The sequence below is a fragment of the Mycobacterium heidelbergense genome, assembly GCF_010730745.1.
Classification (GTDB): Bacteria; Actinomycetota; Actinomycetes; order Mycobacteriales; family Mycobacteriaceae; genus Mycobacterium; species Mycobacterium heidelbergense.
Map to the genome: position 1 here is coordinate 2,919,823 of NZ_AP022615.1, position 23,844 is coordinate 2,943,666.

Consider the following 23,844-nt stretch of genomic DNA (forward strand, 5'->3'; position numbering starts at 1 on the left):
CACCTAGACAACGGGGCAAGAACCCCTAATCACGCTGTCCTCAACGAGGGTCGCCGAATCCCAGCAGGTGATCGCCGAAAAGTGTCTTCGTCAACACCGACGAGATCGCCCCACATTGCTGGCCCACCGACCCGGCCGCACCTGCCTACCAGACCCTCCCGATCGCAGCCCCCACCCCGATGGCGACGTTCCCTTCCCACGCCGCGCGCCGCGGCGGGTGACCGACAACACGACCGCACTTGCTCTCGGATCGATACTCAACGATGCCGCCCAGTCGCGGGGTGCGACAGCGCCCGCAAGCATTCCGAAAAGCCAATAATTCCGGGGTTATTTTGTGCAGCCTTTTTGCTGCCAATTTCCTCTCACCGAAGCCAATTACCCAGTGTATTGCACGATTTTCTCGACGTAATTCTTAAGTATGTTCAGCATGTCGTTATCCACAACACACTGTGAATCCAGAACGAAAGTCACCAGCACCCGGTTTTACGTACGGCTCTGACACATCGCTCTATCGGTCATGACAGGAAGGTGCCCAGATGAAGCGTAAACAGCACAGCATGAGGCGGGACCGCCGCTCACGCAACGCCAAGGCGGCTCGTCGTGGCCGTGTGATCGGCCTAGGCAGCGCCGCGGGTGCTTTTCTGACCGCCACCATAACCCCGATGGCCGCCGCACCTGCTGCCCAGGCCGGGGTGCTCGACATGATCATCAACCCCATCATCCAACCCGTGATGGGCGCCGTCGGCACCGCCGCTAACGCGGGCACCACGGCGATGAACGGTATCGGCGCAGGTGCACTCGCGGGCCTTCAAGCGGGCGCCCTCCAAGGCATCACCAACAGCCTCAACGCGAGCGCGGCGGCTTTCCAAGGTGTTCACTCGGCCGCCCTGGCCAGCATCACCAACAGCCTCACCGCCAGCGCCGCCGCCTTCAACACCGGCGGACTGAACACCGCCTTGGAAGGTCTGCATGCCAGTGCTGCTGCTGCCCTCAGTGGTGGGGGGCTCAGTACTGCTGCGGCTAACGCTGCCGGGAATGTGCAGCTGAACAACCTCGTGTACGGCGGCTTCAGCAACGTCTACAACATGATCTACACCGCCGGCCAGTCGTGGCTTGTCAGCCCCACCGGCCAGCAAGTGGACGGGATACTCAATGCCCCGTTCCTCTATTTGTTCGGGCGCGATCTGATCGGCAACGGCGTCAACGGATTCACCGGCCCCAACACCACGCTGCTCGGCCAAACCGGGCTCTTCGGCAACCTGCAAAACGGCGGATTCCTATTCGGCAACGGCGGAACCGGCGCGGCCGGAACCGCCACTAATCCCGCCGGCCTGGCCGGTGGTGCCGCCGGGCTGTTCGGTAACGGCGGCGTCGGCGGCGCCGGATTCAACGCTACTAGCGGCGATGGTGGTGTCGGTGGTGCTGGTGGTCCCGGCGGCATCCTGATGGGTGTCGGTGGTGTCGGTGGTGTCGGTGGTGTCGGTGGTGCCGGCGATTTCGGCGGCAACGGTGGTGCCGGTGGCGCTGGTGGCTTCCTGTTCGGCAACGGGGGCGCCGGAGGTGCCGGCGGTCTTGGCCCTCCCAACGCCGGTGGCTACGGCGGTGCCGGCGGTAACAGTGCCTGGCTGGTCGGTAACGGGGGCTTCGGTGGTAACGGTGGCCCAGGCGTCTCGAAGGGCGGTAGCGGCGGTTTGGGCGGGATGCTCGCCGGCAATGGCGGCAACGGTGGTGACGCTACTACCGCCAAGGTTGTCGGTGCCGGCGGCCTCGCCGGGCTTCTCGGTCAAAACGGCAGCCCCGGCAGCGTCACCCCCTAGCTCGGATAGACCCTGCCGCCTCTCGACACCACAGCGTAGAGGCCACGAACACCTAGACGACCCACAGCAAAGGAAGTAAACGCACATGAAACAGCTAGTAGGCCCCCGGCCCCTCGTCACCGCGGCCGCCGCGGCCCTATCCGCTGGCATGATCGCCCTCACGCCGGCGGTCTCCAACGATCTGGCCGCCGACATCCAACACAGCATGACCGATCTGCAGCAACGCGCGGTCGAACTCACCGACTACGTCGCCAACCCCATCCAAGACTGGATCACCACATTCCAGGCTGCGGGTGTCAACCTCTCGTCGCTGTACGCACAATTTCAGCAGCATCCCTTCGTACTGTCACAGCAGCTGGCCGCCAACCTTTTGCATTACGGAGCCAGCTATGTGAAGCCTTACCAAACGGCCGCAAACGCTGCGGTCGGTTACTTTCTCGGGACCGCCGCTAAAGCGGGTAGCGCAGATTTCATACCGCAGATCTACACTGGACTGACTGATCTGGCGGCGGGGAATTTCGCGGCCGGGATCCCCGCGCTTACCAATAGTATTTGGGTAAGTACTGCCGTCGGTGTCTTGCAACCGCTCGAGGCCATTCCCCAAATCCTCAACCCGATCACGCAGAACCTCGCGAACGCGACCTCGTACATGACGGTGACGGGTATAGCCAATATCGCTGGATACTTTGCCGACCACTTTCCTGCCGTGCTTTTCGGACCGATCGGCGTGGGGGTCCAGAATGTTTACAATTCACTCGTCGCGGGGGATCCGCTCGGCGCTGTGATCAATGCGATCGATATCCCTGCCCTGGTGACTAATTCGTTGCTCAATGGAACGGTCAACGCAAGAACCGGGCTCTACAGCGGCGGTTTGCTCTCCGATGGATCTGCCGGTTTCCTCAACTACCTCATCACCGTGACCCCGCAAGGGCTTGCCAAGGTCATGGTCGCCCCCAACGCCCAGAACATCTTGGGGGGCGGCAGCCTCGCGTTTCAGGCCGGGTACCTCGGGAACGTCCTGGCCACCGGCTTCCCCACCCCGCAAATCGCCTTCGACAACCTACTCAACGTCATCCGAACCTATGCGGGCATCCCCAGTGCGGCGGCCGCCGCAGCCGCGAACGGAAGCGGCTTCGCGGCCCTGGCCCCGGCAGCCAGCAGCGCCATGGCCGGCCTGTCGACTGGTTTGCCTGGTTTGTCGGCTGGGGTGCTCAAGGCGTTTGATCCGGCGGCGGTGACCAATATCGCCGCGTCGCTGGGTCCATCGTTGGCCGCAGAAGTCGCGGGGTCGTTGGGGGCGAATCTGGCGGGGTCGTTGGCGACAACACTGTCGGTCGACCTCTCCAAGATGGCGCTGCACATCCTGTCGGCGCTGTAGCAGCCCCTCCATTTCGTTGTGGCTGTGGTGGTATGCCGACGACCCGATCAACGGTCGCCGGCATACCCCCGGGTGTGGAAGGTACCTCGATGACCGGGATCTGGTGGGCGACGCTGACGTGGTGGTGTGGCACTAATTCCTCACTGCCAGCGGGCATGACCGGTGGTCGCTGATGTCTGTGGGCTGGCAGCAATGGGATGAAGAAGACACCACCGACGAGATATTGGGTGCTACCGGTATCTGGCTGATCCCACGAACACGCCCGGTAGTTAAGGAACCGAGACACCGAGTCATCACCACCAGCATCAGTCGCGATGCGCTGGCTCGCGAGCGTCAGGAGGTGCTGGAGTGGGCCCAAGCACGCATCGACGAACTGACCGGTCTAGCCGAAGCCAAAGAACACTTCACGACATGGCGCACCGCCCTACAAACCAGCCACCATCATGATGTTGAGCACGGCGGGGCGGTGACCTCCTGTCGGGAAAATCACATGGTGTTTCTCGGCGCGCCGGGCACAGCGAAGAAAACGTTCGCCCGAGTGATCGCTGAAGTGTTGTTCGGGTTAGGCACCCTCACCCGCCCGGAGGTCACCGAGATCACCGCCCACGACATCACCATGGGCGACCCTTCACACAGCGCCGCCAGAATGAAAACCGTATGCGACGACGCCCGTGGTGGAGTGTTGTTCCTCGACGAAGCCCACCAGTTGGCCCCCCACACCGACATCCCCTCTTTGGGTGGGGACGCGATCACTACCCTGCAGGCGTGCGTCGCGGATTACCCCGGCGAGGTGGTGGTCATCCTCGCCGGCCACCCCACCCCCATGCAGAACTTCCTCACAGCTCATGCCGGGCTGGCCGGTCGATTCCCCCACACCGTGGCTTTCACCAGCCCCACCCCCGACGACATCATCACCCTCGGGCACCGCCTCGCCGGCAAAGAAAACCTGATCGTCGAAGACACCGCATGGGAACTACTGCACGCCGAAGCGGCCCGGCTGCGGTCGATCCCCTACGGCCACGGCACGCTGCTCGATGTTGCCGGTAACGCCCACTATGCCCACGACGTCATCCACACCTGCCAACGCACACGACTGCGCCGACTCCACAAACTCGCACCCCACCGCCGCGACCTCGAACACCTCCTCCACACCAACCCCCACGCCCTCCACGCCAACACCACCGACATGCAACGCGCCCTCACCGCAACCCACCCACCCATAGGAATATGAAACGGCGCACGCGCAAGGTGTTCTCGGCTAGTGGGAGTGAAGATGCACGCCGATGCCAAAGCTGAAGTGCCGGTTTACTTTACGATCCAGAATGACCTTGTCCGGTTCGGGGAAGACCGCAGGGTCTCGTCGAAAAACGTTAGGCCATCGCCGGGCGCCGGGCGTCAGAACGGCCGGCGCGATGATGGCCAGACCATCGACGAAATCGGTCAGGTCAGCCGTGTAGTCCCAGGATAGGCGTCGAAGCCGCGGTCAAAGCTCATCAGGTCGGTGATGTGGTGTCGAGCCATGGTGGCGACGTGTAGCGCATCCCTGGCAGACAAGTCCAGATAGCGCAAGAGGGTGTCCTTGGCGTGCTCGACGTCGGTGCGTGCGATCGACAGCACGTCGTCGACCACCCCGAGGAGGGCATCGAAGGCGGGCTGGATCGCCTCGCGCCGGTCGATCGCTACGTAGCGGTGACAGATTTCCTGCAGCGCTTCGGCGTCGGTGACCAGCCGCCGGACTGCGGGCAGTGCGGACTCGAGCAGACGCTGCGCGTCGAGCTTGTGGGGGTGCAAGTGCCCACCAATACATGGGGATGTTGGAATCGACGAAGATCACCGCGACGTGTACGGCAGCGGCCCTTGTCCGCGGTCGATCTCGTCGAGCATCTGCTCAATATCGGCGGTCGGGAACTCATGGTGTGCGGCGGTACGGATTGTGCGTAACTTGATGTCGAGGTCGCCACCGGGTTCGCGCTCCCGCGCTTCGCGCAGGGTGCGGCGAACCCACTCCGAGACGGTCGTGCGGTGCCGGCGTGCAATCGCGTGCAGCTGCTCCCATTCGTCGGCGTCAAAGACGACCTACAAACGCTTACTCATGCATGCGAGTATGCCGTTTAGTCGATAACGGCGGCTTCCTTGCGTTCGGTGACGGGTCGGGCCAGCTCCTGCTCGTCGCAGATGCGCTGCAGCTTGTCGAGGGTTTCATCGAGGCCGGCGCCAACGCGGCGACCCGGCGTGAAGGTGGCCGGCAGGTTGCGCATGCCCTGGATGACGCCGATGGTCTCGTAGTGGACGGCGCCGTCGGGGTCGCAACGGTAGTCCGGCATGCGGTCGAGAACAGCGGTCAGCATGGATTTGAACACGGTGCGCGCCACGTTGGATCCGATGCATCGGTGCACGCCGATGCCAAAGCTGAAGTGCCGGTTACCTTTACGATCCAGAATGAGCTTGTCCGGTTCCGGGAAGACCGCAGGGTCGCGGTTGGCCATGGCCCACGAAATCCACAGTCGCTCACCCTCTTTGAACTGCATACCATCGAGCTCCACGTCGTCCGAGAATGTCCTGCCATCGCCGGGCGCCGGGGTGAAGTAGCGCAGGAACTCTTCGGTCGCGGGGTCGAGCAGGGTATCGCGGTTCCGGCTGAGACACTCCCGCTCATCGGGGTTTTCCGAAAGCCATTCCAGGGAATGGGCGGTCAGGGCCGTCGTGGTGTCGAAGCCGCCGCCGATGACCAATCCGAGATTGCCGAGGATCTCCAGATCGGGAGCCGGCTCGCCGTCTATCCGCATCTCGACTAAAGCATTCACCACACCGGGTCGCGGATGGTCGCGGATCTCGATCATGTTGTTGACCAGGTCAAGCCCCATCTTCCGGTGCATCTCGGTGACACGCTGGATGTCCGGCGAGTGCTCGGGGGTGTACACGGCGGCATGAACCGGCTCGCTGTACATCTTCCAGTTCTTCAATGGGATGCCCAGGATCGCCAGCGTCAGAACGGCCGGCACGATGTTGGCCAGATCGTCGACGAAATCGATGCTGCCCTGCTGAATCTTCTCGTCGAGGCAGGCGCGCGTCACGTCGTCGATGAACGGCTCCCAGCGCTTGATCGCGGCCGGTGACAGGTAGGGGTTGAGCACGGTGCGGTAGGTGCGGTGTTCGGGGTCGTCCATCTCCAGGATGCCGCCCCGTACGCCGTTGATGCGGCTGGCCGTCGGAATCGAAATGCCTTTGTAGCCACGACGTTCGTTGTTGACATCGTGATCGTTGGAGACCGCCGGGCAGCGGGCCAGTTCGAAGACCTCGTGGCTGCCGGCCGCGACCCAGTGCCCGTCATAGGTGTCGCTCCACGCCATCGGGCACCGGGCGTGCATCTCCTCGGTGATCGCCTTGAACCGCGACCGGTACTCCGCGGAGTGCCGGTCGAAGTGATACCGGTTTCGCTTGCTGTCGCTGTCGCTGACGACGTCGTCGACGCTCAAAGCACTGTCTCCCTTTACGTTTCATCGGTAATGATGATGGCCTGCTCCGGACAGGACTGCGCGGCCTCGCGAACCTTATCCTCCCGGCCGGCCGGCACCACCTCGTCGATCGCCGACGAACTTCCGTCGATGTCGCTGAGCCGGAAAGAATCCGGAGCGATCATCGAACAGAGGGTATGGCCCTGGCAGCGTTCTGAATCAACCCAGACCTTCACGGTGTTTCCTTCTTGCCGGCGCCGTCTCCCACCGCTTCTCCTTCCAGTTGGTTGCCCGGCATCGCCGAGGGTGGCTGGCGCTCAGGTGTTTCGACCACCGTTGACACCCAAAATCTGGCCGGTGATGTAGCCGGCTTCCTCGGACACCAGGAAAGCGCACGCCGCGGCGATGTCTTCGGGCTTGCCCATTCGGCGCACCGGGGTGCGCGCGATGGTCTGGTCGATGTCGCCGAGGTACCCGTGTCTTTCGGCGCTGCGCAGCATCGGGGTGTCGATGAAGCCCGGCGGCACGGCGTTGACCGTGATGCCGCTGGGCCCGTACTCGAGCGCCAGCGACTTGGTGAGCCCGTTGACCGCGGACTTGGCCGCCACATAGTGGGACATGTAGGGCGCGCCGGAATGCGTACTCGACGACGAGATGTTGACGATCCGTCCCCACCCGGCCGCGACCATGTCCGGCAGCACCGCCTGGGTCACGTGGAAGACCCCGTTGAGGTTGACATCGATCACGCGCTGCCAGTCCTCGAAGGTGATGTTGGTGAAGCGTTTGAACCCGTCCAGGCCCGCGGCGTTGACAAGGACCGTCACCGGCCCCAGCCGGGCGCGGATCGCCGCGAGCGCGCCATCCACCTGAGCCCGGTCCGTCACGTCGGCGGTGAAGGCGAAATCGGACTCGGACGCCCTGAGGTCGATGGTGGCGACGTCAAGGCCGTCGGCGCGCAGCCGTTGCGCGACGGCCAGACCGATGCCGGACCCGCCGCCGGTGACAACAGCCGTCTTCACGTCGCCGCCGTCAAGCCCGCCACGCTGTCACATGCGGCCGTCTCGCTCACCAAGAATCTCCCTTACAATTATGAGAACCTTACTCTCCGCTCGAATCGCCGTGCAACATCGATGCGAAACCACGCGCGGCCTGCGTCGGAAGGCCCGTCGTCGCGGCGTCGCGGCGGTTGTACCGCAGGTCAGCGGGCCCATCGTATTCCTGAGACTTCCTTGAATTATCGAGACCCGAATGTAAGATTCGCCCGGGAAGAGAATGAAATTTTCGTGACCGTCACCACATCAGGGGATACGGATGCCAGCGCAGGACACGGCAGAGACCACCGCGGATGCCGCGCCCGAGCCACAGGTCGCCCGCCGACTGCTGATCGACGGCCGGCTCGTCACCGCGGCCAAGAGGTTCCCCTCGATCAATCCCGCCACCGGCGAGGTCATCGGGCACGCTCCGGATGCCGGTGTCGAGGAGGCCGAAGCGGCGATCGCGGCGGCCCGGCGCGCGTTCGACACGACGAGCTGGCCGACCGACGCGGAGCTGCGGATCCGCTGCCTTGACCAGCTCCACCGGGCCCTTGTCGAGCATGCCGAGGAGTTGCGTGAGCTGACCATCGCGGAAGTCGGCGCCACCCGAGCGCTCACCCAGGGCGCTCAACTCGACGAGCCGATCAGGATCGTGCGTTTCTACGCGGACCTGCTCCGCACCTATCCGATGTCGGAGGACATCGGGGAAATCGAATCGCGGGGCATGCGGCATCACCGATGGGTGGAGAAGGAAGCCGCCGGGGTGGTGGCCGCCATCATCGCCTACAACTATCCGAACCAGCTCGCGCTGGCCAAGCTGGCCCCGGCGCTGGCCGCCGGATGCACCGTCGTGCTCAAGGGCGCGCCGGACACCCCGCTGACCACGCTGGCCCTGGGTGAGCTGATCGCGAACCACACCGACATCCCGCCCGGTGTGGTGAACGTTCTCACGTCGTCGGACGCCGCCGTCGGAGAGGCGCTGACCACCAGCCCCGACGTGGATGTGGTCACCTTTACCGGGTCGACCGCGGTGGGTCGCCGGATCATGGCCGCGGCGAGCGGGACCGTCAAGCGGGTCTTTCTGGAATTGGGCGGCAAGTCGGCGGTGATCATGCTCGACGACGCCGACTTCGCGAGCGCGGCCATGTTCGCGGCGTTCAGCATGGTCACTCACGCCGGCCAGGGCTGCGCCTTGACGTCGCGGCTGCTGGTGCCCAGAAAGCGTCATGACGAGATCGTGGAGCTGATCGCGCGGAACTTCGCCAAGGTCCGTCACGGCGATCCGGCCGATCCCAAAACGTATATGGGGCCGCTGATCAACGAGCGTCAGCGGGACAAGGTCGACGGCATGGTCCAGCGCGCCGTCGCGGCGGGGGCGACCCTGGTCACCGGAGGCAAGCGGCTGGATCCGGGCTATTTCTATGCGCCCACGTTGCTCACCAACGTCGATCCCGACAGCGAGATCGCCCAGGACGAGGTCTTCGGGCCGGTGCTGGTCGTCATCGGGTTCGACGATGACGACGACGCGGTGCGCATCGCCAACAACTCGATTTACGGGTTGGCCGGCGCGGTCTTCAGCCGCGACCAGGACCGGGCGCTGGCGGTGGCGCGCCGGATCCGGACCGGATCGTTTTCCATCAACGGCGGCAACTACTTCGGCGCCGACAGCCCGTTCGGGGGCTTCAAGCAGTCCGGTGTCGGCCGCGAGATGGGGGTGGCCGGGCTCGAGGAGTTCTTGGAGCGCAAGACCCTGGCGGTCCCGGTCGTTGCGGGGGGTGACGCATGAGGCCGCTGGAGGGCATCCGCGTCCTGGAGGTCGCCATGTACGGGTTCGTGCCGTCCGCGGGCGCCGTGCTGGCCGAGTGGGGCGCCGACGTGGTCAAAGTCGAGCACGCCGTGACCGGCGACCCGCAACGCGGGCTCCGGCAGACCGGAATGCTGCGCGTCGAAGGCGATCCGAACCCCAACATCGAACACGCCAACCGCGGCAAACGCAGCATCGGGCTGGACATGTCGGTGCCCGGGGGCAAGGAGGTTCTCTACGAGCTGGCCCGCCGGTCCGATGTGTTCCTGACCAGTTTTCTGCCCGACGCCCGCCGGAAGTTCGGCATCGACGTCGACGACATTCGGGCGGTGAATCCGTCGATCGTCTACGCCCGGGGAAGCGCGCTAGGGCCCCGCGGTGACGAGGCCACCAAGGGCGGCTACGACATGACCGCCTTCTGGTGTCGGGCCGGAACCGCCGCGACCATCACCCCGGCGGGCATGCCCGGCATGATCGCGCCGCCCGGACCGGCGTACGGCGACACCATCTCCGGTACCAACCTCGCCGGTGGCATCGCGGCGGCGTTGCTCAAGCGCGAACGCACCGGCGAACCTTCGGTCGTCGATGTCTCGCTGCTGGGCAGCGGCCTGTGGTCGATGGGGCACACGGTGGCGTTGACCACGCACCTGGGCCAGCGGCTGGAAGCGCCACCCCCGGGTGTGCACGGCGCGCCGAATAACCCCTTGGTGGGCCTGTACACGACGTCCGACGGCCGCTACATCTCCTTCGTGATGATGCAGCCCACCAAGTTCTGGGCGGACGTGTGCCGGCACGTCGGCCTACCGGAGCTGGCCGACGATCCGCGCTTCGCCACCGTCGAGTCGATCGCCGCCAACACCGCGGATGCCGTGGAGACCTTGACCAAGGTCATCGCAACCCGCACGCTTGCCGAGTGGAGCGAACGCTTTGCGACGCTCGCGGGACCCTGGGCGCCGGTGCAGGACACCTTGCAGGCGGTCGGCGACGCGCAGATCCGCGCGAACGAGTACGTGGTTCGCGCAGGCGAACTCGAGCTGGTCGCCAATCCGGTCCAGTTCGACGTGGCGGCGCCGAGCAGCGGGCCGGCGCCCGGATTCGCCGAGCAGACCGACGAGATCCTGATGGAAATCGGGCTCGATTGGGACCGCATCATCGAACTCAAGACGGCCGGCGCCGTCACTTAGGGGCCGGAGCTGCTTGGAATGTTTGAGCCGAACGTCGCTTCCGTTGCGACTCACTCGCCGTGCCGACGCGCTGTGTCCGATAACGGTTATGCATTTTTCGTTACGCCCGGGCACGGCATGAGTCATAATCGCCGCACGCTTCAAGACGGGTGGGCCCTCGTGTTGGAGCGGCCAACTCACGCAACAGAATGGAGGCTGGCGTGAGGATGGAGGGCATGGTCGCCGACGCGCAGCCGCGGTCCGCGGCCGCTCGGATCGGTCTGGCGCACAGGGTGGTTGGTTCGGGCGAGATATTTACTTCAGCGTCAACGGTCACGCTGCCGGAAGGACCTCGCTTCGATGGCGAGTAGGGGAGCGGACCGCTGGTCGCCGGGCATCTCGTTGGGGCGCGGCTCCAAGCCCGCGGAGGCGATCGGCGGCTTGTTCGCGATGTCCGCGGACGCGATCAAGTTTTTGTTCCGCCGGCCGTTCCAGTGGCGTGAGTTCTTGGAGCAGTCGTGGTTTGTCGCGCGCGTGGCAATGGCGCCGACGTTGTTGGTGGCGATTCCGTTCACCGTCTTGGTCAGCTTCACGCTCAACATCTTGTTGCGTGAACTGGGGGCCGCGGATCTTTCGGGTGCGGGCGCCGCGTTCGGGGCGGTGACCCAGCTCGGCCCGCTGGTGACGGTGTTGATCGTGGCCGGCGCCGGTGCCACGGCGATGTGCGCCGACCTGGGTTCGCGCACGATCCGCGAGGAGATCGACGCGATGGAGGTGCTGGGCATCAATCCGGTGCAGCGCCTGGTGACGCCGCGCATGCTGGCCTCGGGCCTGGTGGCGCTGCTGCTGAACAGCCTGGTCGTCACCATCGGCATCGTGGGTGGCTACGTCTTTTCGGTGTTCGTCCAAGACGTCAATCCCGGCGCGTTCGCCGCGGGCATCACCCTGCTGACGGGCGTGCCGGAGGTGATCATTTCTTGTGTCAAGGCAGCGCTTTTCGGTCTGATCGCCGGATTGGTCGCGTGTTATCGCGGACTGACGATCACCGGCGGCGGCGCGAAGGCCGTCGGCAACGCCGTGAACGAAACGGTGGTCTACGCGTTCATGTCGCTGTTCGTGGTGAATGTGGTTGTTACCGCTATCGGCATCCGAATGTCGGCCAAGTAGCGGAAGGAGGTGTAGGGACACGCTGTGACGCTGCGCGCCGCCTATCCGCGCCTGACGCGACAACTCGAGAAGCCGGTCGGCATCCTGAGCCGGGTCGGCGATCACATGTTGTTCTACGGCAAGGCGATTGCCGGGATACCGTTCGCGGCCGCCCACTACCGGCGGGAAGTGATTCGTCTCGTCGCCGAAATCAGCATGGGTGCGGGAACTTTGGCGATGATCGGCGGGACACTCGTGATCGTCGGCTTCTTGACGCTGGCCGCGGGTGGCACGCTGGCGGTCCAGGGGTACAGCTCGCTGGGCAATATCGGCATCGAGGCGCTGACCGGTTTCCTGGCGGCCTTCATCAACGTCCGGATCGCGGCGCCGATAGTCGCCGGAATCGGATTGGCCGCCACCTTTGGCGCCGGCGTGACCGCGCAGCTGGGCGCCATGCGGATCAACGAAGAGATCGACGCGCTGGAATCCATGGCGATCCGGCCGGTTTCGTATCTGGTCAGCACGCGAATCGTGGCCGGAATGCTCGCGATCACCCCGCTGTATTCCATCGCCGTCATCCTGTCTTTCGTCGCCAGCCAGTTCACGACCGTGGTGCTGTTCGGCCAATCAAGCGGCTTGTATCAGCACTACTTCACGACGTTCCTCAACCCGATCGACCTGCTGTGGTCGTTCCTGCAGGCCGTCCTGATGGCGCTCACGATCTTGTTGATCCACACGTATTTCGGTTACTTTGCTTCGGGGGGACCGGCCGGCGTGGGTGTCGCGACCGGTAATGCGGTGCGGACCTCGCTCATCGTGGTGGTGTCGGTGACGCTGCTGGTTTCGCTGTCCATCTACGGCACCAACGGCAACTTCCACTTGTCCGGGTAGGGAGGAGACCTGACGTGACGGAGCACCTCGGGCCCGGCCCCATTCACCGTTCCGAAACCACAAGCGCCGCAGCGCCTGTCGCGGCGTCGCCGGGCCACCACTTCGGGGCGCAATCGTACGTCCGGCCGCTGGCGGGGTTGGCGACCATCATCGTGGTCGCCGCGATCGTCGCCGTCGCGGTGGGCCTGTTCCGGGGCGACTTCACGACGAGCGTGCCGGTGACCGTGGTCTCGCCGCGCGCCGGCCTGGTGATGAACCCGGACGCCAAGGTGAAGATGCGCGGCGTGGAGGTGGGCAAGGTCTCCTCGATCGACGTACGGCCGAACGGCGAAGCCGTGCTGCATCTCGCGATGCAACCGTCGCAGATGCATCTCATTCCGTCCAATGTGCTCGTCGACATCGCGTCGGCGACGGCCTTCGGCGCCAAGTTCGTCGAGCTGATCCCGCCCGCCGAGCCGTCGCCAAAGCCGTTGACCGCCAATCAGGTGCTCGAGGGCAAACACGTCACCGTCGAAATCAACACGGTATTCCAACAACTCACGTCTCTGCTGGCGAAGATCGATCCCGCCAAACTCAACGAAACCCTCGGCGCGATAGCGTCGGCGGTGAACGGCCGCGGCCACAAGATCGGCCAGATGATATCCGATCTGGATTCGTTTCTGGCCACCCAGGAACCCAGCCTTCCCGCGCTGAGCCGCGACCTCGAAGCCTTGCCCACGGTGAGCAACGCCTATGCCGACGCGGCGCCGGACCTTCTCGCCACCACCGACAACGCGATCAGGATCAGCAAGTCGATCGTTGACGAGCAACGGAACCTGGACGCGTTTTTGATCAGCTCGATTGGCTTGGCGGACATGGGAAATGACGTTGTTGGCGGCAACAGGAAGGCGCTGACCGACGTCCTGCACCTGTTGGCGCCGACCACCGACCTGCTCAACGAGTACCACAAGGCGCTGTGGTGCGGCATAGCCGGGGACCTGGGGAATGTGACGGCGCCGGACCTACCCGAACCGATGGTCAAGGTGACGGTCTATCTCGGCTTCGGAACCGAACGTTACCGCTACCCAAGCAACTTGCCCAAGGTGGCTGCGACCGGGGGTCCGCAGTGCCAGGACCTGCCCGTGGTGCCGTTTGACGCTGCGCCGCCGTTCGTGGTGGCCGACGTCGGCTCCAATCCCATGGAGTACGGCAACCCGCAATTGCTGATCAACTCCGACGCGCTCAAGCAGCTGCTGTACGGGCCGATCGACGGGCCGCCGCGCAACTCCTTCCAGGTGGGACAGCCCGGATGAGCGGTTCACGCGCGACGATCGTCAAGTTCGGGGTCTTTGCCACCGTGATGGTCCTTTTGACGGTGTTCTTGTTCTTCGTCTTCGGCCAGTACACAACCGGTGCGACGAACGGGTATTCGGCGGTCTTCTCGGATGTGTCGCGGCTGAAGACCGGGCAGACGGTGCGGGTGGCCGGGGTCCGGGTGGGCACGGTCAACAGCGTCTCGTTGCGGCCGGACAAGAAGGTGGTGGTGAAATTCGACGCCGACCGCAGTGTCGTGCTCACCACCGGCACCCGGGCCGTCATCCGCTATCTGAACCTGGTGGGCGATCGCTATCTCGAGCTGGTCGACGGTCCCGGATCCACGAGGGTGCTGCCGGCCGGAGCGGAGATCCCGATCGATCGCACCGCGCCGGCCCTCGACCTCGACCTGCTGCTCGGTGGATTGAAACCGGTTACCCAGGGCCTGAATCCACAAGACGTCAACGCGCTCAGCGCAGCACTCATCCAGGTTTTCCAGGGCGAGGGCGGAACCCTGCAGTCGCTGCTGTCGAAGACGTCCTCGTTCTCCAATGCGTTGGCCGACAACAACCAGACGGTGCAGGGGCTGATCGACAACCTGAACACCGTGGTGGGCACCGTCGACCAGGAGGGCACCAAGTTCTCCGGCGCCATCGACCGCCTGGAGAAGCTGATCAGCGGATTGTCGCAAGACCGCGACACCATCGGCGCCGCGATCACCGCCCTGGACAACGGAACTGCCTCGATCGCGGATCTGCTTGGCCGCGCCCGCGCGCCGTTGGCCGGCACCGTCGACCAACTGAATCGGCTGGCCCCACTGCTGGATAAGGACAAGAACCTTCTCGACGTTTCGCTGCGCAAGTTGCCCAACGACTACCGCAAGCTAACGCGGCTGGGTGCCTACGGCGCCTGGTTCCCCTACTACCTGTGCGGACTCGCGCTGCGTGTGTCCGATCTGCAGTACCGGACAGTCGAAGTCGGCATCAAGCACCAGATCACCGGAAGGTGTGCGGAGCCGAAGGATGGCGAATGAATAAGTACCGTGGAGCGGGCCTCATTCGCGCCGGATTCATCGGCGCCGTGCTGGTGGCGCTGGTCATCGCGGTCGGACTGAATCCCGAACAGCTGATACAGCGAGCGACCACGGTCCGCTACCAAGCGCTGTTCTCCGATGCCGGCGGCCTGGCAACGGGCAATGACGTGACGGTGTCGGGAATCAAGGTCGGCAGCGTGACGGGCATGTCGCTGCAGCGCGGCGATGTTCTCGTGACATTCACCGCCAAGGGCAACGTTCTGCTCGGGTCGGCCAGCACCGCACACATCAGAACCGGCTCGCTGTTGGGTCAGCGGGTGCTCACCGTCGACTCCGCGGGCAGCGGCACATTGCGTCCGATGTCCGTCATCCCGGCGTCGCGCACCTCCTCACCCTATTCACTGTCCGAGGCCGTCGGTGACCTGACGACCGACATCGCGGGAACCAACACCGAAGCGCTCAACCAGTCCCTCGACACGCTGTCGGCGACGCTGAATCAGGTTGCGCCGCAACTAGGGCCGGCGTTCGATGGGATCACCCGGCTTTCCCAGACGCTGAATGCCCGCAACCAGACACTCGGGCAGCTACTCAAGGGTGCCGCCGATGTCACCGGCATCCTTTCGCAACGCAGCCAGCAACTCAACACGTTGATCCTCAACGCCAACGACCTGTTATCCATGCTGGTGGCGCGGCGGCAGGCAATCGTGCGGCTGCTGGCCAGCACGTCCGCCGTGGCCAAGCAGCTGTCGGGCCTGGTGCATGACAACGAGGCGAAGCTGGCACCGTCGCTGGAGAAGCTGAACTCGGTGACGGCGATGCTGGAAAAGAACCGCGACAACATAGCGAAGGCCTTGCCCGGACTGGCGAAATATGAGCTGACGCAGGGCGAGACGGTGTCCAGCGGGTTCTACTACAACCCGTTCATCCCGAACCTGTTCCAGTTGGAATTTTTCCAATGGTTGTTCGACTACTCCTTCGGATTCCGCGCCTACGGCGCCCCCGGTCAACCACCGGACACCGCCGGGCCGCGGGCATTCTTCCCGTTCCCGTTCAACATGGATCCGGGAGGCCGGCCATGATGCGGCTCGAGGCGATTCCGCGCGACAAGCTCAAGCGCGGACTGGCGATCGTGTTGGCCGGGCTCATCGTTGTTGGCGCGGCGATTGCCATCCGCAACACCTTCTTTCGCCCGACGACGATCACCGCCTACTTCCCGACCGCCACCGCGATCTACCCGGGCGACGATGTCCGGGTGTCCGGGATGAAGGTGGGCACCATCGCGTCCATCCGGCCGCAGGGCACCCAGGCGAAGCTGGTGATGCACGTCGATCGCGACGTGCGCATTCCCGCGGACGCGAAAGCGGTGATCGTCGCCCAGAACCTGGTGGCGGCACGCTACGTCCAGCTCACCCCGGCCTACCGGTCGAGCGGTCCCGCCATGCGTGACGGTGCGGTGATACCGGTCGACCGGACGGCGGTGCCCGTCGAATGGGACCAGGTGAAGGACCAATTGATGCGCCTGGCAACCGAGTTGGGCCCCAACAGCAAGGTGTCGACCCCGTCGGTGGCGCGGTTCATCGACAGCGCCGCCAACGCGCTGGGCGACGGCAACGGTGAGAAGCTACGGCAGACGCTGGCCCAGCTGTCCGGGTTCGGGCGGATCCTGGCCAACGGCAGCGGCAACATCGTCGACATCATCAAGAATCTGCAGACTTTCGTTGGGGCACTGCGCGACAGCAATGTTCAGATCGTGCAGTTCGACAACCGGCTGGCCACGCTCACCAGCGTGCTCGACGACAACAAGTCCGATCTGGACGCGGCGTTGACGGACCTGGCGAGCGCGGTCGGCGAGGTGCAGCGGTTCATCGAGGGGAGTCGTGACCAAACCGCGGAGCAGATAACGCGGCTGGCCGACCTGACGCAAGTACTCGTCGACAACCAGATGGCGTTGAAAAACGTTCTGCACGTGGCGCCGAACGCGCTGGCGAACGCCTACAACGACTACGACCCCGATGTCGGGAACATCCGCGGCGGGGTCGGAATCCAGAACTTCACCAATCCGACGTTTGCCTGGTGCTCGCAAATCGGGGCCATAGAGAACGCCACCGCCGTGGAGACCGGCAAGCTGTGCGGCTTGTACCTGAGCCCGGCGCTGAAGGTGTTCAACCCGAATTTTCTGGTCAACTTCAACTATTTGCCGATTCCGGTCAACCCACTGCTATCCCCGGCGTTTGACCCGAAGAACGTCGTTTACACCGAGCAACGGCTGGCGCCCGGCGGCGAAGGACCGAAGCCGGCGCCCCCCGAGCTGCCGCCGGCGGTGTCCGCGTATACCGGGTTGCCGGGCGATACACCGCCGGCACCGCCACCGCCGCCGCCACCGGCGCGGATACCTGGAGCGGCCATGCCCGAGCCCCCGCCGCCCAGCGTGCCGCCCGGACCGCCGGCCGAAGCGCCGCCGGGCCCGGCGAATGTGTCGGACATGCTGCTCCCCGGGGGAGGCTCGCAACCATGACCACTCGAGTCGCGGTACGGCGAGTGCTCGGCATCGGCTGCAGCATCATGCTCGTCACAACGGGTTGTAGGTTCAACGGCCTGAACTCGTTGCCGCTGCCGGGCGCGGTGGGGCGCGGTCCGGGCGCCACCGTCTACCATGTCGAGCTCGCCAATGTCGTCACGATGGAAGCGAATTCGCCGGTGATGATCGACGACGTCATCGTCGGCAGCATCAGCAACATGAAGGTGCGGGGATGGCATGCCGACGTGGAAATCTCGGTGCGGCCCGGTGTGGTGATCCCCGCCAACGCGGTGGCCAGCGTCGGCCAGACCAGCCTGCTGGGGTCCATGCACCTGGAACTGAATCCCCCACTGGGCCAACCGGCGATCGGGCGCCTGCAACCGGGCGCCACGATCCCGCTGAACCGGTCGTCGACCTATCCATCGACCGAGCAGACGCTGTCATCGCTGTCCGTGATCCTCAACGCCGGCGGGCTGGGACAGATCGGGGACGTCATCCACAACTTCAACGCCGCCCTGTCCGGGCACGCGAGCGACGCTCGCGATCTGCTGGAGCGCCTCGACAGGTTCGTGGGCACGCTGGATCGGCAACGCGACAACCTCGTCGCGTCCATCCGGGCGCTGGACCGGCTTTCCGCCACGTTCGCCGGGCAACGCGACGTGATCACCCAAGCGCTGCACGAGATTCCGCCGGCCCTGGACGTGCTCATCAAGGAGCGGCCCCGGCTGACGGAGGCTCTCGAAAAACTGGGGACGTTCAGCGGCACCGCCACCAAACTCGTCAACGACGCGGGATCTGACTTGGTCAGAAACCTGAAGAATCTCGGACCGGCGCTCAGCGCGCTCGCCGACGTCGGGCCGAACCTCGACGCCGCACTGGCGGAGGCGCCGTTATTCCCGTTCACCCAGAGCATCGTCGACCGGTACATCCGGGGCGACTACATGAACGGGTATTTCATCATCGACCTGACGAACGCCGGGCTGCGCAAGAGCATCCTGCGGGGTACCCACTGGGAGCGGCTGGGCGCGGAGGGCGTGCCGGCGCCCGGGGATCCGGAATATCTGCAATTCAGATACGGTGCGCCGCCCGGGGCGCCCGGGGCACTCAGCAAGCCCGGACCAGTTGGGGAACCGGCGCCGTTCGGGCCGCCGCCACCCTGGGGACGGCCGGGACCGCCGCCAGCCGGGACACCGGCGGCGCCACCGCCGGTCCCGCCGATAGTCGCCGGCCTGACAATGCTCGGCCCAGACGCGCAGAAGGCGCCCCTACCGGTCCCCGGTCAGGCGCCGCCGCCGGCCGACCAGGGTGCCCCGGTACCGGGTGCGACTCCGACCCCGGACCAGCCGACGGACGGGGGGCGATAGATGCTAACCCGTTTCGTCCGTATCCAATTGGCGGTCTTCGCGATCGTGGGCATCGTCGGTGTCGTCGTCATGGTGTTGTGGTACATCCAGGCGCCGACGCTGCTGGGCATCGGCAAGATGACGGTCACGCTGAAACTGCCCGCCACCGGTGGGCTCTACCGCTTCAGCAACGTGACCTATCGCGGGGTGCAGATCGGTAAGGTGACCGCGATAGGGCTGACCCGCGATGGCGCCAAAGCCACTCTCTCCCTTGATACTTCGCCGAAGATCCCCGCGGACCTGCAAGCTCAGGTGCTGAGCATTTCCGCGGTGGGCGAGTATTACGTCGATCTGCGTCCACGCACCGACTCGCCGCCTTACTTGCGCGACGGTTCGATCATCGCCGTGAACGACGCGACGATTCCGCAACCGATCGGTCCCGTGCTCGACCAGACCAGCACCTTGATCAACAGCATTCCCCAGGGCAAGCTCAGCACCTTGCTCGACGAGTCCTTCCAGGCATTCAACGGCGCCGGTTACGATTTCGGATCGCTGTTCGACTCGTCGGCGCAAGTCTCGGGGGACCTCAACGGCGTTGCCGATCGCGCGCGGAACCTGACCGAAGACACCGGGCCCTTCCTCGACGCGCAGGCTCAGACCGCTGACTCGATCCGGACGTGGGCGCGCAGCCTTGCCGGTGTCACCGGGCAGCTGTCGCGGAACGACCCGCAGATCCGCACCCTGCTCGAAAAGGGGCCGGGCGCCTTCGACGAGGCGTCGCAGCTGCTCGACCAGATCAAGCCGACGCTGCCGGTGCTGCTCGCCAACCTCACCACGATCGGCCAGATCGGCGTGACCTACCACGCTTCGCTCGAGCAGGTTTTGGTGTTGCTGCCGCCGTTCACCGCGGCGATTCAGTCGTTCATCGGCATCAAGGCCCCGGACGGGCTGGCCAAGGGCGCCTTCAATCTCATCATCAGCGATCCGCCCGCATGCACGGTCGGCTTCCTGCCGCCGAGTCAATGGCGTACCCCCGCAGACACCCGCGTCGTCGACACGCCGGACGGGCTGTACTGCAAGCTCCCGCAGGATTCACCCATCGGAGTGCGCGGTGCCCGCAATTACCCATGCATGGGGCAGCCCGGAAAACGTGCGCCGACGGTCGAAATTTGCGAGAGCGACAAGCCTTTTCAGCCGCTGGCGATGAGGCAGCACGTCTTCGGGACCTATCCGCTGGACCCGAACCTCATCGCGCAGGGCATCCCGCCGGATGACCGCGTCAACTTCAACCGCGAGAGAATCTTCGGGCCGGTGGAGGGAACGCCGCTTCCCCCGGGAGCGGTTCCGCGGGGAACGCCGCCGGGCGCACCGTTACCGCCGGCGCCGCTGAACTCCGCGACGATGGGGGAGGTGTCGCCCATAGCGCCGATCGACGAACCGTCTCCCCCGACCGGTGCCCCGGCGCCGGCCGCGCCTTCCGTGGCGCCCAGCGCGTTCGGACGCGGCGAACCGCAGCCCGGTCCGTCGATATCCACGGCCCAGTACGACCCGCGCACCGGCAGTTATGTCGCCCCGGATGGCCAGGTTTATCGGCAATCGGACTTGGTCATGAAAAAGTCTCCCAAGACGTGGAAGGACATGTTCGCCATCTGACGTTCCGGGCCCCTTGGCCGGGAACCTTGGGATTAGGCACGCCGGCTCACCCTATTTTGTCCAGCCGGAATGGCTGGTCGATGTACAGGGGCAGATTGGTGCCACAGGCGCCGGGTTTGCCGGTTGTGTGTTCTCTTCCGGCCAAGACCGACGAGCCAACCACTTTTTCGCCGGTCTCCGGGTCCGCGGGATAGAAATGGATGACTTCGTGCCCGGTGTATGAGGTGCCGTCGGGACAGGTTGTCCAGTTCGGGATGTCGCGGCTGACGAACCAGGTGCTTCCGTCATGCATGTTGATCGGTGCGGTCCAGCCCTGGTCGCTGACCACCTGGCCCGTGCAATCCTCCGCGGTTTGGCACGAAGTGGTGATTTTCCACGTTTCTCGCACCACCGGTTCCTGGTGATACACATCGTTCGTCCTGGCCCAGTCGCCGACCCAGGTGGCGGTATATGTTCCGTTGAGGGAAGCGTCGTAGGCCCACGCTGACGGGGCCGCGCCCACACCGCCAATCACGCCGGCGGCCACCAGTGCCGCGCTCGCCGTCGCATTCATGAAACGCATCGGCTGCTCCTTGACGCGCTGATGCCGCCAGTTTGAAAAGCAGTTGAATTCACAGGCTAACACCGCCTCCGCATATCGCGATCTGGTTTGGGGCAAACCTGCATTCGGCGCTCACACGACATCGAATTTTTCGATAAGCCATGACCCGTTGACCTTTGTCAGCGCTACCCGAAGACTGCTCGATGTCACCACCGGTTGTGGCTTTTCCTTGCTTGCCGTCTTCTGCCTTATGAAGACAAGCACGACAGCCGAATTCGGGTGCATCTCCGACACGGCGGCCTTGACCACGGTGGCGGTCGTCGTGACTTGGCCGCGCTGAGCCGACGGGCCCACGATCTGGTCCGCGAAGCGCTGGTAGTAGGCCAGGTAGTCCTCGGTAAGACGGGATTTGGCGTTGGCGAAATCGCGGTCAAGGGTTTCCGGCGAGTAGGACAGCAGCGCCACCGTGCCATCGCTGGCCGCCTTGACGACCTGGTGTGCAGCGGTGTCGTCGGTCTGCAAATCCGGACGGTAGGTGAAATAGAAATAGCCGGCCGCATAACCGGTCGCGGCAACAAGCAGAAGTGTCAACAGAATTGGACGCCACCTCGCCGCGCAACGACGCGTCCAGCGCCGGATCGCGCCGGTTCGGCGACGACGGGTCGGTTCCGGGGGTGATCCGTCGACCGTCACGGAACGAACTCGACTCTCGAAACTTTCAGCTGGCCCGCGTCCCTTTGGATGGCAACGACCGCCCGCAGGGACCGCGAATCCGGCTTAGCCTCACCGGGTTTGATGATCTCTGATTTCGCCGCGACCAGGACAAGCGCCGAATCCTTGGTCATGGATTGCACCGCGACGGCTTGCACGGTGGCCTTGGCGCTGATTTTCGACTGCTCGATTGCTTTGACGAGATCCTCGGCGCCCATCAAGAAGCCGACCTTGAATATCCCGGTGGTGTCGTCGGCGAAGCGCTGCATGTCTTCTCTTGCCTTGTTCGGATCGATCGACATCATCGTCACGATGGCGTTGCAGGCGGCTGCGGAAAACTCCGCGGCGCGTTGCCGTTCCGCTACGACGTTGCGGTGATGCCACACCAGATACCCGCTCGCCGCCAGCGAGGCGCAGATGACCACAGCCGCGGCAGCGGCGGCGAGGGCCGTCCTGCCGGGGCGACGCAGCCGCCGATGCGACGACGCCGACTCGGGCTCGTCGCGTACGGTATCGACATCCGCTTCGGGCCGGTTGCCTTGATCGCCCGACGCCGCCTCGGCTTGTTGGCGCAGCCGCATCGCGCGGGCACGAGCGGCCTCGGCGCGGGCCTCCGCCTGGGCGAGTTCGTCTGCTCCGGCTACCGAGGCGGACGGTGACGCGGAGAGCACCCCCGCCCGCGGATTATCGGCCCCGATCGGGTCGCTGGGAAGCTCGCGCGGCGGCATGGATCACCTCCCCGTCCGCACCTATGGACGAGAGTCACATTATCACTGCCAGGCGGGCACGCTCCCGCCGGCGGCGGCGATATCCGGTGCCGATCCTCTCTGAAAGGGAGAATTCTATTCCCCACCGTGGTTCGGCTGTGGCAAAGTAATCTCGTGCGATTCATCGTGGCAGCGGTCGCCGTACTGCTGGGCCTCGGTGTGGTGGCGGCGCCGCGAGCCGCCGCCGGACCGAGCGTCTGCGATTACCCGGATTGCACTCCGGGCATCATGCCGCACGTTGTGCTCGGTGCGCCGTGCGACAACACCACGTACTACGTGTTCGGGACCGCCGACTACTACGTGTCTTTCGCGACGCAGCCGGGACGGTTGATGTTCTGCGGTTCGCCGAGAAGATATGAGCCCCGGTGGTTCCGCTCGCCCCCGATGGCCGGCGTCAAGGAAGAGAACTCGTCGTGCGTTGACTACCCGGAGTACTACGTCGCGCAGGCGCCGGACGGCCTGTTCCTGGTCTGCAACGCACATGACGGCACCCAAATCTGGGAGCGCGGCGACACGTAGCGGTCCGGTCAACCAAACCCCTTAGCCGCCGGCCGGATTCACGGCCGCGTGTTCGGTATCTCCGGCCATGTTTGAAAGGGGCTGGGTCCGAAGTAGTCGCCGTTATGAATCGTGCCGTCCATGTCGCGATGGTGCGCGTCGTGGCAGGTGGTCGGGTCCCATTGAGGCCCCCATGCCGGGTTGAAGGGCTGCCCCGGGCACCAGTGGTATCCGACGAACGGCCAGGGCGGATCGTCGGCGTGGGCGCTGGTCGCGGTGCCCACACCCGCCAGTCCAATGCCGGCGGCCACCATGATCGCTGCGGCAGCCAAACGCGCCATTGTGTTCATGAGAAAACCGTACCCGAGCGGGTGGAGGTCGCCACCATAGTTTTCGGCCCAATGCCGTTTAGCCGGCGGCCCATTGCTTGGCGCGCTCAAGCTCGTTGAGGCCGAAGAAGGCGAGTTCGCCGGGGATCATCCACGCCAGCGCATGCAGCGTATGGGCGACCCATTCCTTGTCGGACACTATCGCAATCCGCTTGAAGGTCGAATGATGCTGGAAGAGAGCGCCGAAGCCCAGCTTCAGGTCTTCGACCAACCCGCCGGGCCCGAAGCCCTCGTAATCGGACGCGATGACCTCCACGATCCTGATCTCGCCGCTCTTCAGCAGCTTTTCCAGGGTCGGCTTGACCTCGCGCAGGTCCTCACCGCGCAGCCGGCCCGACACGCGGATGCCGATCACTCGCTGCGGCACGTCCGGCAGTACTTCGATCATCGAACTCTCCTTCCTAGCCAAC

General features: G+C 65.0%; 22 protein-coding genes and 2 pseudogenes. 14 read left to right on the top strand and 10 right to left on the bottom strand.

The window, feature by feature from the left end; translation table 11 throughout:
- Nucleotides 1-1,184: 1,184 nt before the first annotated feature.
- The 3 genes and pseudogenes from G6N25_RS24590 to G6N25_RS13840 all read left to right on the top strand — a co-directional run.
- A pseudogene (locus G6N25_RS24590) lies at nt 1,185-1,817 on the top strand (hypothetical protein); the annotation flags it as partial.
- A gap of 85 nt (nt 1,818-1,902) precedes the next feature.
- Nucleotides 1,903-3,195, top strand: coding sequence for a hypothetical protein (locus G6N25_RS13835; protein WP_142272912.1), 1,293 nt, complete (start codon nt 1,903-1,905; stop codon nt 3,193-3,195).
- A gap of 172 nt (nt 3,196-3,367) precedes the next feature.
- On the top strand, nt 3,368-4,426 hold the full coding sequence (locus G6N25_RS13840; protein ID WP_163672452.1) for an AAA family ATPase: 1,059 nt from the start codon (nt 3,368-3,370) through the stop codon (nt 4,424-4,426).
- A gap of 209 nt (nt 4,427-4,635) precedes the next feature.
- Here the strand turns inward: G6N25_RS13840 and G6N25_RS13845 are convergent.
- The 5 genes and pseudogenes from G6N25_RS13845 to G6N25_RS13865 form a co-directional block, all read right to left on the bottom strand.
- Nucleotides 4,636-5,029, bottom strand: a pseudogene (locus tag G6N25_RS13845) (type II toxin-antitoxin system VapC family toxin).
- Nucleotides 5,026-5,241: an antitoxin gene (locus G6N25_RS13850; RefSeq protein WP_232065948.1), complete on the bottom strand. Its 216-nt coding sequence runs from the start codon at nt 5,239-5,241 to the stop codon at nt 5,026-5,028. The pseudogene G6N25_RS13845 and the gene G6N25_RS13850 overlap by 4 nt, the downstream one beginning before the upstream one ends.
- A 65-nt stretch (nt 5,242-5,306) precedes the next feature.
- Nucleotides 5,307-6,671, bottom strand: a complete 1,365-nt coding sequence (locus tag G6N25_RS13855) for a cytochrome P450 (protein WP_083075543.1) — start codon at nt 6,669-6,671, stop codon at nt 5,307-5,309.
- Between the two features lie 14 nt (nt 6,672-6,685).
- Nucleotides 6,686-6,886: a ferredoxin gene (locus G6N25_RS13860; protein WP_083075545.1), complete on the bottom strand. Its 201-nt coding sequence runs from the start codon at nt 6,884-6,886 to the stop codon at nt 6,686-6,688.
- A gap of 81 nt (nt 6,887-6,967) precedes the next feature.
- Nucleotides 6,968-7,669, bottom strand: a complete 702-nt coding sequence (locus G6N25_RS13865; RefSeq protein WP_083075546.1) for an SDR family NAD(P)-dependent oxidoreductase — start codon at nt 7,667-7,669, stop codon at nt 6,968-6,970.
- A gap of 292 nt (nt 7,670-7,961) precedes the next feature.
- Here G6N25_RS13865 and G6N25_RS13870 point away from each other — a divergent pair, with 292 nt between their 5' ends.
- The 10 genes from G6N25_RS13870 to G6N25_RS13915 all read left to right on the top strand — a co-directional run bounded on the left by G6N25_RS13870 (nt 7,962) and on the right by G6N25_RS13915 (nt 20,528).
- Complete coding sequence (locus G6N25_RS13870) at nt 7,962-9,470, top strand: aldehyde dehydrogenase family protein (RefSeq protein WP_083075548.1); 1,509 nt, start codon at nt 7,962-7,964, stop codon at nt 9,468-9,470.
- Nucleotides 9,467-10,672, top strand: coding sequence for a CaiB/BaiF CoA transferase family protein (locus tag G6N25_RS13875; protein ID WP_083075549.1), 1,206 nt, complete (start codon nt 9,467-9,469; stop codon nt 10,670-10,672). Before G6N25_RS13870 ends, G6N25_RS13875 begins: the two co-directional genes overlap by 4 nt.
- A gap of 339 nt (nt 10,673-11,011) precedes the next feature.
- Nucleotides 11,012-11,818, top strand: coding sequence for an MlaE family ABC transporter permease (locus tag G6N25_RS13880; protein ID WP_071509718.1), 807 nt, complete (start codon nt 11,012-11,014; stop codon nt 11,816-11,818).
- A 24-nt stretch (nt 11,819-11,842) separates the two neighbouring features.
- Nucleotides 11,843-12,688: an ABC transporter permease gene (locus G6N25_RS13885; protein ID WP_083075551.1), complete on the top strand. Its 846-nt coding sequence runs from the start codon at nt 11,843-11,845 to the stop codon at nt 12,686-12,688.
- Nucleotides 12,689-12,702: 14 nt separating this feature from the next.
- Nucleotides 12,703-13,980: an MCE family protein gene (locus G6N25_RS13890; protein WP_083075554.1), complete on the top strand. Its 1,278-nt coding sequence runs from the start codon at nt 12,703-12,705 to the stop codon at nt 13,978-13,980.
- Nucleotides 13,977-15,014: an MCE family protein gene (locus G6N25_RS13895; protein ID WP_083075555.1), complete on the top strand. Its 1,038-nt coding sequence runs from the start codon at nt 13,977-13,979 to the stop codon at nt 15,012-15,014. Before G6N25_RS13890 ends, G6N25_RS13895 begins: the two co-directional genes overlap by 4 nt.
- Entirely contained in the window at nt 15,011-16,093 is a 1,083-nt protein-coding gene (locus G6N25_RS13900) for an MCE family protein (protein WP_083075557.1), read from the top strand. Before G6N25_RS13895 ends, G6N25_RS13900 begins: the two co-directional genes overlap by 4 nt.
- On the top strand, nt 16,090-17,529 hold the full coding sequence (locus tag G6N25_RS13905) for an MCE family protein (protein ID WP_142272758.1): 1,440 nt from the start codon (nt 16,090-16,092) through the stop codon (nt 17,527-17,529). The genes G6N25_RS13900 and G6N25_RS13905 overlap by 4 nt, the downstream gene beginning before the upstream one ends.
- On the top strand, nt 17,526-18,896 hold the full coding sequence (locus tag G6N25_RS13910) for an MCE family protein (RefSeq protein ID WP_083075558.1): 1,371 nt from the start codon (nt 17,526-17,528) through the stop codon (nt 18,894-18,896). The genes G6N25_RS13905 and G6N25_RS13910 overlap by 4 nt, the downstream gene beginning before the upstream one ends.
- The gene (locus G6N25_RS13915; protein WP_083075560.1) at nt 18,897-20,528 is read left to right on the top strand and encodes an MCE family protein; all 1,632 of its coding nucleotides are present in this window, start codon (nt 18,897-18,899) and stop codon (nt 20,526-20,528) included.
- A 46-nt stretch (nt 20,529-20,574) separates the two neighbouring features.
- Here the strand turns inward: G6N25_RS13915 and G6N25_RS13920 are convergent, their stop codons facing one another.
- From G6N25_RS13920 to G6N25_RS13930, 3 genes are read right to left on the bottom strand one after another with little or no spacing between them, the layout of a single operon-like run.
- On the bottom strand, nt 20,575-21,153 hold the full coding sequence (locus G6N25_RS13920) for an Rv2253/PknI dimerization domain-containing protein (RefSeq protein ID WP_232065795.1): 579 nt from the start codon (nt 21,151-21,153) through the stop codon (nt 20,575-20,577).
- Nucleotides 21,154-21,201: 48 nt separating this feature from the next.
- Nucleotides 21,202-21,762: a twin-arginine translocation pathway signal gene (locus G6N25_RS13925; protein ID WP_083075561.1), complete on the bottom strand. Its 561-nt coding sequence runs from the start codon at nt 21,760-21,762 to the stop codon at nt 21,202-21,204.
- Entirely contained in the window at nt 21,759-22,361 is a 603-nt protein-coding gene (locus G6N25_RS13930) for a hypothetical protein (RefSeq protein ID WP_232065797.1), read from the bottom strand. Before G6N25_RS13930 ends, G6N25_RS13925 begins: the two co-directional genes overlap by 4 nt.
- A 300-nt stretch (nt 22,362-22,661) precedes the next feature.
- Here G6N25_RS13930 and G6N25_RS13935 point away from each other — a divergent pair, with 300 nt between their 5' ends.
- Nucleotides 22,662-23,066: a hypothetical protein gene (locus G6N25_RS13935; RefSeq protein WP_083075565.1), complete on the top strand. Its 405-nt coding sequence runs from the start codon at nt 22,662-22,664 to the stop codon at nt 23,064-23,066.
- Between the two features lie 38 nt (nt 23,067-23,104).
- Here G6N25_RS13935 and G6N25_RS13940 read toward each other — a convergent pair whose 3' ends face one another.
- Both G6N25_RS13940 and G6N25_RS13945 read right to left on the bottom strand, forming a co-directional pair.
- Nucleotides 23,105-23,386: a hypothetical protein gene (locus tag G6N25_RS13940; protein WP_232065798.1), complete on the bottom strand. Its 282-nt coding sequence runs from the start codon at nt 23,384-23,386 to the stop codon at nt 23,105-23,107.
- Between the two features lie 67 nt (nt 23,387-23,453).
- Nucleotides 23,454-23,822, bottom strand: a complete 369-nt coding sequence (locus G6N25_RS13945; RefSeq protein ID WP_083075568.1) for a SpoIIAA family protein — start codon at nt 23,820-23,822, stop codon at nt 23,454-23,456.
- Nucleotides 23,823-23,844: the final 22 nt, after the last annotated feature.

Excerpts from the sequence above, each read along its gene's own strand:
- G6N25_RS13915 (WP_083075560.1), top strand. The coding sequence starts at position 18,897 with ATGCTAACCCGTTTCGTCCGTATCCAATTGGCGGTCTTCGCGATCGTG.
- G6N25_RS13945 (WP_083075568.1), bottom strand. The coding sequence starts at position 23,822 with ATGATCGAAGTACTGCCGGACGTGCCGCAGCGAGTGATCGGCATCCGC.
- G6N25_RS13880 (WP_071509718.1), top strand. The coding sequence starts at position 11,012 with ATGGCGAGTAGGGGAGCGGACCGCTGGTCGCCGGGCATCTCGTTGGGG.
- G6N25_RS13835 (WP_142272912.1), top strand. The coding sequence starts at position 1,903 with ATGAAACAGCTAGTAGGCCCCCGGCCCCTCGTCACCGCGGCCGCCGCG.
- G6N25_RS13910 (WP_083075558.1), top strand. The coding sequence starts at position 17,526 with ATGACCACTCGAGTCGCGGTACGGCGAGTGCTCGGCATCGGCTGCAGC.
- G6N25_RS13875 (WP_083075549.1), top strand. The coding sequence starts at position 9,467 with ATGAGGCCGCTGGAGGGCATCCGCGTCCTGGAGGTCGCCATGTACGGG.
- G6N25_RS13900 (WP_083075557.1), top strand. The coding sequence starts at position 15,011 with ATGAATAAGTACCGTGGAGCGGGCCTCATTCGCGCCGGATTCATCGGC.
- G6N25_RS13930 (WP_232065797.1), bottom strand. The coding sequence starts at position 22,361 with ATGCGGCTGCGCCAACAAGCCGAGGCGGCGTCGGGCGATCAAGGCAAC.
- G6N25_RS13870 (WP_083075548.1), top strand. The coding sequence starts at position 7,962 with ATGCCAGCGCAGGACACGGCAGAGACCACCGCGGATGCCGCGCCCGAG.
- G6N25_RS13840 (WP_163672452.1), top strand. The coding sequence starts at position 3,368 with ATGTCTGTGGGCTGGCAGCAATGGGATGAAGAAGACACCACCGACGAG.
- G6N25_RS13905 (WP_142272758.1), top strand. The coding sequence starts at position 16,090 with ATGATGCGGCTCGAGGCGATTCCGCGCGACAAGCTCAAGCGCGGACTG.
- G6N25_RS13940 (WP_232065798.1), bottom strand. The coding sequence starts at position 23,386 with ATGGCGCGTTTGGCTGCCGCAGCGATCATGGTGGCCGCCGGCATTGGA.
- G6N25_RS13895 (WP_083075555.1), top strand. The coding sequence starts at position 13,977 with ATGAGCGGTTCACGCGCGACGATCGTCAAGTTCGGGGTCTTTGCCACC.